The organism is Bacillota bacterium (genome assembly GCA_040754675.1).
GTDB lineage: Bacteria > Bacillota > Limnochordia > Limnochordales > Geochordaceae > Geochorda.
In genome coordinates this window covers 1-12519 of the sequence record JBFMCJ010000069.1, presented here as the reverse complement: position 1 = coordinate 12519, position 12519 = coordinate 1, and the positions used below count along the sequence as shown (strand labels likewise).

At 69.8% G+C, this 12519-nt stretch carries 13 protein-coding genes and 1 tRNA gene; 2 read left to right on the top strand and 12 right to left on the bottom strand.

Going from position 1 to position 12519, the window contains the following annotated elements:
- From AB1609_06185 to AB1609_06175, 3 genes are all read right to left on the bottom strand, one after another.
- The coding region (locus AB1609_06185; GenBank protein ID MEW6046056.1) for a ComEC/Rec2 family competence protein at positions 1-1459 on the bottom strand (1459 nt) is incomplete at its 3' end.
- Between the two features lie 12 nt (positions 1460-1471).
- Complete coding sequence (locus AB1609_06180) at positions 1472-1987, bottom strand: ComEA family DNA-binding protein (protein MEW6046055.1); 516 nt, start codon at positions 1985-1987, stop codon at positions 1472-1474.
- 112 nt (positions 1988-2099) lie between these two features.
- Positions 2100-2936, bottom strand: a complete 837-nt coding sequence (locus tag AB1609_06175; protein MEW6046054.1) for an ATP-dependent Clp protease proteolytic subunit — start codon at positions 2934-2936, stop codon at positions 2100-2102.
- 48 nt (positions 2937-2984) lie between these two features.
- Between AB1609_06175 and AB1609_06170 the strand changes: the two genes are divergently transcribed.
- Both AB1609_06170 and npdG read left to right on the top strand, forming a co-directional pair.
- Entirely contained in the window at positions 2985-3449 is a 465-nt protein-coding gene (locus AB1609_06170) for a secondary thiamine-phosphate synthase enzyme YjbQ (protein ID MEW6046053.1), read from the top strand.
- A complete protein-coding gene (npdG, locus tag AB1609_06165; GenBank protein MEW6046052.1) occupies positions 3446-4120 on the top strand; it encodes an NADPH-dependent F420 reductase in 675 nt (224 codons plus the stop codon). The genes AB1609_06170 and npdG overlap by 4 nt, the downstream gene beginning before the upstream one ends.
- On the opposite strand, the gene leuS is transcribed toward npdG, so the two are convergent.
- The 9 genes from leuS to AB1609_06120 all read right to left on the bottom strand — a co-directional run.
- Complete coding sequence (leuS, locus tag AB1609_06160) at positions 4104-6629, bottom strand: leucine--tRNA ligase (protein ID MEW6046051.1); 2526 nt, start codon at positions 6627-6629, stop codon at positions 4104-4106. The two genes, npdG and leuS, sit on opposite strands and share 17 nt — an antisense overlap.
- 448 nt (positions 6630-7077) lie before the next feature.
- Positions 7078-7153 (bottom strand) — tRNA-Ala (locus tag AB1609_06155).
- Between the two features lie 191 nt (positions 7154-7344).
- On the bottom strand, positions 7345-7698 hold the full coding sequence (rsfS, locus tag AB1609_06150) for a ribosome silencing factor (GenBank protein ID MEW6046050.1): 354 nt from the start codon (positions 7696-7698) through the stop codon (positions 7345-7347).
- On the bottom strand, positions 7646-9013 hold the full coding sequence (locus AB1609_06145) for an LCP family protein (GenBank protein MEW6046049.1): 1368 nt from the start codon (positions 9011-9013) through the stop codon (positions 7646-7648). The genes rsfS and AB1609_06145 overlap by 53 nt, the downstream gene beginning before the upstream one ends.
- Positions 8997-9590 carry a bis(5'-nucleosyl)-tetraphosphatase (symmetrical) YqeK gene (gene yqeK / locus AB1609_06140; protein ID MEW6046048.1) on the bottom strand — a complete coding sequence of 198 codons (594 nt, stop codon included), beginning with the start codon at positions 9588-9590 and terminating at the stop codon, positions 8997-8999. The genes AB1609_06145 and yqeK overlap by 17 nt, the downstream gene beginning before the upstream one ends.
- A gap of 54 nt (positions 9591-9644) precedes the next feature.
- Positions 9645-10319 carry a nicotinate-nucleotide adenylyltransferase gene (nadD, locus tag AB1609_06135; protein ID MEW6046047.1) on the bottom strand — a complete coding sequence of 225 codons (675 nt, stop codon included), beginning with the start codon at positions 10317-10319 and terminating at the stop codon, positions 9645-9647.
- Positions 10320-10398: 79 nt separating this feature from the next.
- On the bottom strand, positions 10399-11706 hold the full coding sequence (gene obgE, locus AB1609_06130) for a GTPase ObgE (protein ID MEW6046046.1): 1308 nt from the start codon (positions 11704-11706) through the stop codon (positions 10399-10401).
- A gap of 160 nt (positions 11707-11866) precedes the next feature.
- The gene (gene rpmA / locus AB1609_06125) at positions 11867-12175 is read right to left on the bottom strand and encodes a 50S ribosomal protein L27 (GenBank protein ID MEW6046045.1); all 309 of its coding nucleotides are present in this window, start codon (positions 12173-12175) and stop codon (positions 11867-11869) included.
- Positions 12176-12203: 28 nt separating this feature from the next.
- On the bottom strand, positions 12204-12519 hold a 316-nt coding region (locus AB1609_06120; protein MEW6046044.1), incomplete at its 5' end, for a ribosomal-processing cysteine protease Prp.

Genomic DNA, 12519 nt, shown 5'->3' with positions numbered 1-12519 from the left:
CCGCCGGAACGCTCATGAGCGCCCCGACGACCGACGCCCGCCCGAAGTACGCCATAACCAGCGGCGACACACACGCCCACGCAAATGCGGAGATGCCGAGAGCCACCAGCGCCTGGCGGTCTATGACCTGCACCACCCGAAAGAGCCACAACCCGTGACTCAGCGGCCTTCCCTGCATCCGGCCGTCGCAGGCGAGCAGGAACAGCCCGATACCCAGCGTGGCAACGTATGACATCTGAAAGCCGGGATCCGAGCCCAGATGCGGGTTCCCGCTCAGGAGCTGAACGGCCCCCGCCACTCCCAACGCATCTACCAGCCCGGCCCGCCTTCCCGCCGCCCAGACGGCCAGGGCCACCGTCTGAACCATACTGGCCCGCACCGCCGGGGCGCTCAGTCCCGTCATGGCGGCATAAAGCCAGCCGGCCGCCACGGCGGCTCCTGCCGAGGCCGGCCGCACACCGGGCCGGGAGCGGGCCATCCGGCGCGCCAGGGCCACGAAGGGGCCCGCCACAAGGCCGACATGGACACCCGACACCGACAGCAGGTGCCCGAGGCCAGCTGCCTGGAGCGCCTCTTGCTGCGAGGGCGTCAGGGCGTCCCGCTCTCCCAGCCCGACGGCCAGCAGCCACCGGGAACCCACGGGCCCGACCCTCTGCCGGATCCGGTCGGCCACCCCGATGCCGGCTCGCAGCACGGCGGCGCGAATCTTCGTTACAACGGGGGGAGGTGCCGGAGGCGTCCCCGGGATGACGCGTTCGGCGGAGCGCGCTTTCACGGCGAGGACCACACCCCTGGCGTTCAGGTAGCGCCTCGGGGAGAAGGCCCCCGGGTAGGGCGCCTTCTCGGGCAACTTCACCAGGCCCCTGACCGCCACCCATGCTCCAGGCACCACGTTGGTGGCGCTTTGCGGCGGCACTTCCACCTGGACTGCCCCGGGGAGCGTCGTCCAGGGGCCCTGTGGCAGGCGGCCCGGGGTGTTCGAGAGACCGGCCGGGTGCAGGATGACGCGAACGGTGAAGGGCGTACGCTGTGGCGGTGCAGCCACGAACCCCCCGACCCACGCCACGCGTCCGCCCTCGAACTCTCTCAAGGCAGCGGCCTGCCGGGCAATCCGGTACGCGCCGACCCAGCTCCCGGTGAGTCCGGTGAGGGCCAGAATCACGGCCATCCGGCGCAGGCGCGCCCGCCGCCTGGACCCTGTCGGGAACAGAAGGCTCCCCGGTGGAGGCCGGGACGGAGGAGGCCACGCCGGTGGCCCGAGAACCGCCCGCGCTGTCCCGGCTCCGGCGGCGCTGGCGATGGCTCGGGCCGCCGCCCGACCCATTCTCCAGGCGGCCACCATGGCGAGGCTCAGCCACACAACCCGGGTCGGCCCTTCGGGGGTCCACTCCCGGACGGCGGCCGCCGTAATGCCCCCGGCCAAACCCCAGCCGGCCAGCCCGATCGACGAGATCCGCATACGGCCCGGCTGCTACGTGCTCCCCACCCGCACCAACGCCCGGAGCTTTTCCAGTGTCCTGGCACCGATGCCCGGTACCTCGATCAGGTCATCCACCATGGCAAACGGTCCGTGTGTCTGCCGGAACTCGACGATGCGCCGGGCTATGACCGGCCCGATCCCCGGAAGCCGTTCCAGTTCCTCTGCGCTCGCCGCGTTCAGGTCGAGCCGTTGGGGTTCCTCCGACATCCGCCCGGCGACCGGCACGCGGTGTCCCCCCGCGTCCTCTGCCGTCGCCGGGCTGCCGCGGGCCTGTTGGGCCCCGGAGGCAGGGGAGGCGGGAGCCAGACCCGCAGCTGCCATCGCCACCGCCGCCCCTGCAGCCTTCGCCTCTTGCCCCCGCACTTCGGGCGAGACCACCACGATGGGGTGAGACCCGATTTCCCTGCCTACGTGGACGCCGGCAGCGAACAGGCCCATCGCAACGAACAGAAGCAGCACCGGACCGTATAGCAGGGCACGCGCTAGCCGGCCTAACTTCAGCCGCATGCGCAGGCCTCGTGGCCCGAACAGAGCTGAACTCCCCATTGCTGCACCCCCGCCAGCCGGGCAGTCTCTTTCTCGGATTAGCCGTGCTAACGTCCCGCTCCTGCCGCGCGCTTCACCGCCGCCTCAGACGCCCGACGGTCGCCGGTGCCGGCAGGGGGACGTACTGCACGGACGGCCGCCGCTCCGGCGCCTGCGGGTAGAGGTCCATCAGTGCGTACATGGCGTCCGGGAGCCCGCAGCGCACCGGGAGCCCCCACTCCTGCAGCTGGCGGCAGTCGAGGGGGAAGTCGTGCGTCCACCGGCCCTGGCTCAGAAGCGTCGCCACTTCCTCAGCCCTCTCCGGCGGCAGCCGGTCGGCCAGCATCTCCCGCACCAGGTCCTTGACCTGGGCCAGTGCCTTGCGGGCCATGTCGGCCAGGATGAGCGTCTCGTCGTCCACCCGGTTTGGATCTTTCTGCTCGACGGCGCGTACGATGGAGGCTGCCGGCCACTGCCCGAGCTGAGGGTCAACGGGGCCGAGCACGGCGTTCTCGTCCATCCAGATCTCGTCGGCGGCCAGCGCGATGAGGGATCCGCCGGACATTGCGTAGTGGGGGACGAAGACACTGACCCGGGCGGGGTGGCGGCGCAGTGCCTGCGCGATCTGTTCGGCGGCCAGGACGAGCCCTCCGGGGGTGTGCAGGATCAGGTCGATGGGGACGTCAGGCGGCGTCGTGCGAATGGCGCGCAGGACCTTCTCGGAATCCTCAATGGTGATGAACCGCCGCCCGAACAGCCCCAACAGCCCGAAGCTCTCCTGGCGGTGGATCAGCGTGATGATGCGGCTGCCCCGGCTCCTCTGGATGCGCCGCAACATGCGCAGCCGCAGCCGCTCAATCTGCTGCTGACGCAGGAGGGGCCACACCGACGCTGCGAATATGAGAAGCCAGAACCACTGGAAAAAGTCCATGTTTATACGCCAGCCCCTGCCGTAGTGTCGGTGAACGGGCGCGCCGGTATGCGCGACATCCGGACGAGAGGAAGGATCGAGCATTCCGTGGTGCAACTGGAACTCGCCACAACCGAACGAAGCCAGGCCATCGACATCACCGCGAAGCTTAAGGAGGCCGCAAGCCGGCTGGGCATCCGGGACGGCGTCCTCCACGTCTTCTGCCCCCACACCACCGCCGGCCTGCTTATCAACGAGAACGCAGATCCCGCGGTGGAGGCCGACATCCTGGCCCACCTCGAACGCATGGTGCCGTGGGACGGCCCCTGGCGCCATGCCGAGGGCAACGCCGCGGCCCACGTCAAGGCGTCGCTGGTCGGCCAGTCCGTCTGGGTGCCGGTCGAACACGGGCGACTCCAGCTCGGCCGGTGGCAGGGCGTCTTCTTCTGCGAGTTCGACGGGCCGAGGCGGCGCACCGTCCGGGTGCAGGCGCTCGAGTCGCCCTCGCTCGACGAGGGGGCGCTGCGCCGGTGAACGTCGCCATTCTGGGCGGCACCGGGCGGCAGGGGTTCGGGCTTGCCCTTCGGTGGGCGGCGGCGGGCGTCAGCGTGGGGATCGGCTCTCGGGACGAGGCGAGGGCAAAAGAGGCGGCCGCTCGCGCTCGGCAGGTGCTGCGGGATGCCGGGCAGCAGGTTACGGGTGAACTGGCGGGGCTCTCCAACGACGAGGCCGGAAGGGTTGCCGACGTGGTGGTCGTCACCGTGCCCGCATCGGCCCTGGAGGCCCTTCTCGTACCGCTGCAGCCGCATCTTGCGGGGAAAGTGGTCATCGACGTCTCGGTGAGCCTCGCCCGGCGCGAGGGGCGCTGGCAGGCCGTGTTACCCGGCGAGGGGTCCACCGCGCTGCGGGTACGCGCCCTTTTGGGCGGCCACCGGGAGCTTGCCGCCGCGTTTCACACCGTATCGTCGGCAGTCCTGGCCGACCTGAGCCGGGAGCTTTCCGGCGACGATACCCTCATCTTCTCTGACAGCGAGAAAGCCGCCGAAACCGCCGCCACCCTGGCCCGTTTTGCCGGACTGCGCCCGGTGCTGTCCGGTGACCTGAGGGATGCCGCCACCGCCGAGCACCTGGTGGCACTGCTCTTGCAGCTCCAGCAGCGCCACCGCCGCCGCGGCCTGGGCGTCCGCCTCACCCATCTTTCGTAACGATGCTCACGAGCTTGCCCGGCACCACGATGACCTGCCCGATGTTGCGCCCGGCGGTCCACCGCTGGACCCGCTCGGTGCCCAGCGCAATCTTCCGTATCTCCTCCTCGGGTGCATCGGCGGGCACCTCGATGCGGTCCCGCACCCTGCCGTCCACCTGCACGGCCATCGTGACCCGTTCGACCTGCAGCGCTTCGGGGCTGTACACGGGCCACGGCTCCTCGTGCACGCTCCGGCGGTGCCCCAGGCGCTCCCACATGGACTCGGTGACGTGCGGGACGAAAGGCGCCAGGGCCAGCGTGAGGATCTCCAGCCCCTCCCGCACCACGCCCAGGTGGGGCCTTGCGTCCGGCCGGTCCTTGTAGCGGTAGAACGCGTTGACGGCCTCCATCAGCGCCGCAATCGCGGTGTTGAACGAGAATCGCTCCTCGCAGTCCACCGTCACCTTTCGCAGCGCCTGGTGCACCGCAGCCCGCAGCTCCTTTTCGTCCGGGCCTATAGAGGCTCCATCCGAGCCGGGCCGGTAGGCCGGTACCTCTTCCAGGGCCGGGGCATACTCCTCCACCAGCCGCCAGACCCTCTCGATGAAACGCCGGGCACCCTCCACGCCGGAGGTGCTCCACTCCAGCTCCCGGTCGGGCGGCGCCGCGAACAGGATGAAAAGACGCGCCGTGTCGGCCCCATACCGGCCGGCCACCTCGTCGGGGTCCACCACGTTGCCCCTGGACTTGCTCATGGCGGCCCCGCCCAGCGTCACCATGCCCAGCGTGAACAGCCGACGAAACGGCTCGTTCTCCTGCACCAGGCCCTCGTCGTAGAGCACCTTGGTGAAAAAGCGCGAGTAGAGCAGGTGCAGCACCGCATGCTCGATGCCGCCGATGTACTGGTCGACGGGCATCCAGTACCGCACCGCTGCCTGGTCGAACGGCGCGTCGCCGGCCTTCGGCGAGCAGAAGCGCAGGAAGTACCACGACGAGTCGATGAACGTGTCCATGGTATCGGTCTCCCGCACCGCCGGCCCGCCGCAGCGCGGGCAGCGCGTGTGCAGGAACTCCGGTGCCGTTGCCAGCGGCGCCTGGCCCCTTGGCGAAAACTCCACCTGTGCGGGCAGCAGCACCGGCAGCTCGCTCTCCGGGACCGGCTGCTCCCCGCACCGCTCGCAGTACACAATGGGAATGGGGCAGCCCCAGTAACGCTGGCGGCTGATCAGCCAGTCGCGCAGGCGGTACTGGACGCTGGCCTTCCCGGCGCCGCGCCGCGCAAGCTCGGCGATGACCGCGTGCTTGCCCTCCTCGCTCGGCGTCCCGTCGAACGGCCCGGAGTTCACCATGACGCCCGGGCCTTCCCAGGCTGCCTGCAGCTTCTCCCCGTCCAGCGGCACGCCCTCGGCGGCGATGACCACCCGGACGGGAAGGTGGTACTTGCGGGCGAACTCGAAGTCCCTCTGGTCGTGGGCCGGCACGCCCATCACGGCGCCGGTGCCGTACTCCATCACGACGTAGTTGCCGATCCAGATGGGCACCGCTTCGCCGTTGATGGGGTTGATGGCGTGCGCGCCGGTGGGAACCCCCACCTTCTCCGCCTCGGCCAGCTCCTGCTCCCGCAAGGCGAGCGCCCTCGCCATCTCCCGCACGGACCGCTCGTGCGGCCCCCCGGCCGCGAGCTTCTCGGCCAGGGGGTGCTGCGGCGACAGCACCATGTACGTGACGCCGAACAGCGTGTCCGGCCGGGTGGTGAAGACGGCCAGCTCGTCCCCCGTCTCCTTCACCCGGAAGCGCACCTCGGCGCCCGTGCTGCGCCCGATCCAGTTGCGCTGCATCACCTTGACCCGCTCGGGCCAATCGGTGAGGAGCTCCAGATCCTCCAGCAGCCGGTCAGCATAGGCGGTGATGCGCAGGAACCACTGGCGAAGCTGCCGCTGCTCCACCTTGGTGTCACATCGCCAGCACTCGCCGTCCCCCACCACCTGCTCGTTGGCCAGCACTGTCTGGCAGTGGGGACACCAGTTGACCCGGGCGTTGGCCTTATAGGCCAGGCCCTTGCGGTACATGAGCAGGAACAGCCACTGGGTCCACCGGTAGTACTCGGGGTCCGAAGTGGCGAACTCGCGGCTCCAGTCGTAGCTGATGCCGAGCCGCTTGAGCTGGTCTCGCATCGCGGCGATGTTGCTGTACGTCCAGTCCGCCGGGTGGCGGCCGTGCTGGATGGCCGCGTTCTCGGCGGGAAGCCCGAACGCGTCCCAGCCCATGGGGTTGAGTACGTTGTAGCCGCGCATGCGGTAAAAGCGCGCCACCACGTCCACCAGCGTGTAGTTGCGCAGGTGGCCCATGTGCAGCCGCCCCGACGGGTACGGGAACATGCCCAGCGCGTAGAACTTGGGCCGCGCCCCGCCCTCCGTGGCATGGTAGAGGTCGCTCTCCTGCCACTTCGCGTGCCAGTGCGCCTCGATCGCCCCCGGGTCGTACGGACGCGCCTGCAACGTCCCCCTGCGAACTTCCGTTGCCGCCATACCTTCCTCGAACCCCCTGTAAACGAAGAGGCACCTTCCGCCCCTAGAGGCGAAAGGCGCCTGCCTTCCGCGGTACCACTCTACTTGGCCGAACGCTCGGATTCGGCCCTCTCCTGGCGGGTAACGGCCGCCCTTGAGCCCCTCAGGGCTCCTTCACCGTCCCGGACTACAGGGCTTGACGGATCCCGTTCGCCCGGAAAGCTCAGGGGTGAGTTCGCAGCCCGGAGGTCACCGCCTTGCACCAACCGGCGGCTCTCTTGGTGTACTCTCCTGAGCCGGAGAGTAGTGAGGCCTCGCGCTTTGGCCGCTACTGCTCCCCTTCGTCGCCCTTGCGATATGGCCCTGGAGTTAAACAGGCGGAGGGTGTCGTCTTACCTTGCAGCGGAAGCCACACCCTCCGCGCCCTCGGTCCCGGACGCCCTGAACACCGTTTACCTGAACCTCGAAGTGGTGGAGCCGAGCGGGATCGAACCGCCGACCTCGTGAATGCCATTCACGCGCTCTCCCAGCTGAGCTACGGCCCCACCGGGCTGCCCCTGATTATACCGGCGTCGATACGGCCGGTCAAGCGCTTGGGCCTACGGCCGGATGTCCGACGCCGTGATGACCACGCCGCTCCAGCTCTCGGAGGCGCCTGCATCGCCCTGTCCGGCGAGGCCTACGAACACGGCCATGTAGTCGCTGCCCGCCAGCCGCAGTTGCGCGGGCAGCCCGGCTACCCCTCGATGGCGAGGCGCGGAGCCCGGTCCCACAGGGCCTCGAGGTCATAAAACTCCCGCTCGGCGTGGTGAAAGATGTGCACCACCACGTCCCCGTAGTCCAGCAGGATCCATCGGGCCCCTTCGCCGCCTTCTCGACGCGGCACGCCCGCCCCTGCCTCGTGCAGTGCCCTTTCCACGTGTTCGGTGATGGCGCGCAGGTGCGGGGTTGACGTGCCGCTCGTCAGCACGAAGAAATCGGCGAGCGGGCTCATGAGGCGGAGATCCAGGACGACGGTATCGGAAGCTTTGCGCTCGTCAGCTGCGCGGGCCGCGAGCCTGGCGAGCTCGGCCGACTCCAGCGGTCTCACCTCCCGTCGCAGGGCCTTCACTCCCCCTGATCCTCCGGACGAGGTCTATTCCCACCAAAACGATAACGTCTTTACGGGCCTCGGGGCCATCCTCGGCGGTCCAAACGCCGCCTGTGCGTTCCACGCTGAGCCCTCCGAGGATCCGGGCGACCTGCCTGGCCAGCGGCAGGCCCCTGTCCGTCAGAGCCAGCACGCGGCTTTCGTCCAGGCCGAACTGCCGCGCGTTCCCCACGAACTCCACCCGGATCCCGGCGGCGCTCAGGACGCTGGCAACCTGGGCCGCCGAGCCCTGAACGCCGTTGGCATTGAGCACCGCCACGGACCCGGGGATGGCCGGCCCCTGGAGCACCTGCCTGGCCACCGCTTCCACCCGGGCGCGGTCCGGCAGCCAGTAGCTGGCACCCGCCACGGTTCCCGGCATGCCCGGAAGCACCCCCGTGCTCAGCTCGAGGCGATTGTGCCGCATCACCCAGCCAGCAGCCGCCAGTGCGAGGTCCAGCGGCATGTCGGTCTCCACCATGGCGTACGTCTCCCGCAGCACCCTGGGCAGCCTCAACAGCACCCGGCGGCGCGTGACGGCTTCAAAGAGCGCCCGGGTGAACTCCTGCTGCCGCTCCACCCGGCCGAGGTACTCCCCGGTCCCCGGGTCGAAGGAGACGTCGCCAAGCCCGTCTGCCCGGAAGCGCACGAACTCCAGCGCCTCCTTGCCGGAAAGGCGCTGCCGGCCCGGCCGCAGATCGATGACCAGGTTCTGCGCGCGGTCGACGTAGCGCATGCGGCTGGGAACGGTGAGTTCCACGCCGCCGATGGCGTCGACGAACCGCTCGAACGCCTGGAAGTTGACCTTGACGTAGCCGTCGATGGGAACGCCGAGGAGCTGCGCAAGGGTATCCATCAGCACGTGCGGGCCGTAGGCGGTGAACAGCATGTTGACTTTGTTGTGCGAGCCCCCCGGCAGCTTCACCCGGGTGTCCCGCGGCACCGACACCACCCCGACGTGCCCGTCGTCGAGCCGCAGGGACGCCACCAGGATGGCGTCGGTCCGGCCCGGGTCGTGGGCGCGCTCGTCGATGCCGACGACCACCACGGAGAGGTACCCGTCCGCCGCGGGGCCGTCGCGCAGCGGCTTCTCCAGGGCTGCCGTCAGCCAGCCGGGTGCGATCCAGACGGTTGTGACGAACAGAGCGGCGGCCGACAGGAATCCTGCTGCAAGCAGGACGAGCCGGCGCCTGCGCCGCTGCTTCCCGTGCTGGGCGGCACCCGACCTGAGTTCGGCGGTGAAGCGCAGGTCCGGTCGGTCAACCACGGAAGCCATCCGCCCGCCGCAGCAGCAGCCAGTTGCGGGCCTCAACGGTGCGGGGGTGAATGGGCAGCCCCCTGTCAATGAGATGCCGAAGACGCGTGTCCAGGCTCAGCAGATACGCCGCCTCCAGGCTCTGCTGCGCCTCCTTGCGGATCGGTTCCGCTTCGGGAAACGACCGGGTCGGCTCGGAGTAGTCGGCTACCATCAGCACCATCTCGAGCCGGGTGGGGTTTGGCCGTCCGGTGGTGTGGTAGCGCACCGCCGCGAGCACCTGGGGGTCCGTGATGCCCAGCTCGATCTCGGCCCAGGCGGCCGCGGCGTAGCCGTGCAGGAGTTCGGGCAAGCATTGCTCGAGGGGCCCCGGACCGTCTCGGCCCCGGGCGGCGTAGCGCGCCAGGCGTTCGACCGGCCACTCCCGGGCCGCGTCGTGCAGGAGCGCCGCCAGTTCTGCGGCGCTTTCGTCCACCCCGAACCGCACCGAAAGCTCCCGGGCCGTATCCACGACCCCCCGGATGTGAGCCCAGCGATCGGGGCCGACCATGGATTCCACGGTCTTCCAGACGCCGCTTCTTCGGTCCACCGACATCATTCGATCACGCATGCCCCCAGGCCGGGGTCTCGGAGCAGCCCGGCCGGATCGCCCTCAACCACGAGTGCTGAGGGCGCGGTTCACCGCCACGGGCTCTGCGGTACCCTGGGTACCGGAGGCGGTCGCGTAAAGCCGGTGCTTGTAAATATAGTCGGCCACCGGCTCCGGCACGAGGTAGCGGATGGGATGGCCGGTTCGCACCCTCTCCCGGATGTCGGACGACGAGATGGACATGGCCGGCACCTGCAGCACGTGGATGCGGTGCCGGAACCGAACGAACAGGTCGCCGATGGAGTTCTCCAGCCTGCCGAGGTCGTAACCGGGGCGCGTGGCTGCAATGACGTGACAGCTGGCGAGCAGCCGGTCGGGGTCTTTCCACGTGAGGATCTCCAGGATGGCGTCGGCGCCCGTGATGAAGTAAAGTTCCGCGTCGGGCCCAAGGGCCTGCCGGGCCTGCTCGATGGTGTCAACGGTGTAGCTGGGCCCGGGCCGGTCGATGTCGACCCGGGAGACCTCGAAATAAGGGTTACTCAACGTGGCCAGCACCGCCATCAGATAGCGGTGTTCGGCCGGGGTCACCTCGCGGCCCAGCTTGTGGGGCGGCATCCCGGAAGGCACGAACAGCACGCGCTGCAAGTCAAACTCGAAGCGCGCCCCGTCTGCCGTGACCAGATGGCCGTGGTGAATGGGATCAAAGGTTCCGCCCATCAGCCCGATTCGAACGCCCACGTGCCCACCCGCCCGTCTCCCGGTGTCGTGTCGCGTGTGGTGGACTGCGGCTTTGTTCGTACCGAAAAACCCCACTCCTTCACGGGCGGTATGGAAAGACGCTCTCTCCCACCCGGATGGGGTCGCCCGGGGCGGCTCCCTGCCTCCGGAGACGGTCCAGCACCTTCGCCCGCCGCAGCACCTCGTACAGATAGGCCAGGGCATCCGGCTGCCCCTCCAGGTCGAGGCGCGCCGCGAGCCGTTCGAGCCATGGCGCCCTGAGCAAGAAGCCTTCGGGGGTCTTTTCCACCGCCACGAAGCGGGGGCCCCGGCCTGCAGCGGGCATAACGGGGGCCGGCGGTTCGGCCTCCCGATCGTCTCCCTCCGGGGATGACGCCGGCAGTGTTCGCAGCAGGGCCGCCGCACGCTGCAGAAGGGCGCGCACCCCGTCCCCGGTCGCAGCGCTGACGGGCCAGGCCTCAAGGCCGCGCGCTTTGAGTTCAGCCTCGAGGGCGGGCCAGCGAGCCCGTGCTTCGGGAAGGTCCATCTTGTTCGCCGCGACGAGGGTCGGGCGCCTGGCGAGGCGCGGGTTGTACAGCTCCAGTTCCCGGCGGGTGACCTCCACGCTCTCGACGGGATCCACCCCGTGCTGGGCGCTTGCGTCCACCACCACGATCAGGAGCCGGGTGCGCTCCACGTGCCGCAGGAACCGGTGGCCAAGCCCCGCTCCCCGGTGGGCTCCCTCGATGAGCCCCGGAATATCGGCGAGAACGAAGCTCTCCTCGGGGCCGACGCGAACGATGCCCAAAGTTGGGCCGAGGGTCGTGAAGGGGTAGGGGGCGATCTTCGGGTGGGCGTTGGTGCTTATGGCCAACAGGCTCGACTTGCCGGCGTTCGGAGGGCCCACCAGCCCCACGTCGGCCAGGAGCTTCAGCTCCAGGCGAAGCCGGCGGCGTTCGCCAGGATCCCCCCGCTCGGCGATGCGGGGGGCTCGCCGGATCGGGGTCACGAAGCGGGCGTTGCCGCGCCCGCCCCGCCCGCCTCGCGCCACCATCACCCGCAGGCCAGGGGCGGTCATGTCGGCCAGAAGCTCCCCCGTATCGGCGTCGTAAACCATGGTGCCGACCGGGACCCGGATGAGGACGTCCGCGCCGTCGGCGCCCTCCTTGCGGGCACCGCTGCCGTGTTCACCCCGCCCGGCGCGGAAGTGCTTCCGGAAGCGAAAGTCCATCAGCGTAGAAAGGCGCGGGTCCGCCTCGACGTAGACGTGGCCCCCCCGGCCACCGTCCCCGCCGTCCGGGCCGCCCCTGGGTACGTACTTTTCCCGGCGGAAGCTGATCACACCGTTGCCGCCGCTCCCGGCCTGCACCTCGATGACCGCCTCGTCGACCAGCCGGGCTTCCTTCATGGGAGGCCGCACCTTCTGCACCCGGACGGCACAGACCCCCGGGGATCGCCACGCAGCGCCGCCACAAGCCGCCGCGGGCGGTACGCCGCCCGATCCCCGAGGGCCCCGGCACGTCCCGACTCTGCCCGGGCGAATCCTGCCTGCGCAGGCGCGCCCGCCTTCAGGCGGTCACGGTCCCCCCGGCCGGCTCCACCGTTACCACGCGCGCACCGCCGCGGGACTCGAACGACACGTGACCGTCCACCAGGGCGTAGAGGGTGTAGTCCCGGCCCACGCCGACGTTGGAGCCGGCCCGGATGCGGCTGCCGCGCTGGCGCACGATGATGCTGCCGGCCGTCACCCACTGCCCGTCCGAACGCTTCACGCCCAGGTACTTGGGGTTGCTGTCGCGCCCGTTGCGCGAGCTCCCGGCGCCCTTCTTATGGGCGAAGCGCTGAAGGTCCATCACAAGGGCCTTGTTGTCCAGCATCTGTCAGTCACACCCCCTCGCTTCTCTCTCATCGCCGTGCAGCGCCCTGCCGTACCTCCAGCCGCACGTGCTTGGGGTACTGGCGCTCAATCTCCTCGATACCCAGCACGGCCGCCTCCAGGACGGCCTGCGCCTGCTGCCACCGGTCCGCCTCGGCCGGGGCGAGCTGTCCCCGGTCCTTCTCCAGCGCCAGCTCCAGGTACCCCTCGTCCGCTTTCACTCGGGCCGAAATGCCCAGGTGGCGCACCACCCCGAGGGCAGCGGTGTGCAGGATCGCGGACGCGCCCGCACAGACGATATCCTTCCCGCGAGCGGCAAATCCCGAGTGCCCCTTGGCCCGGAAG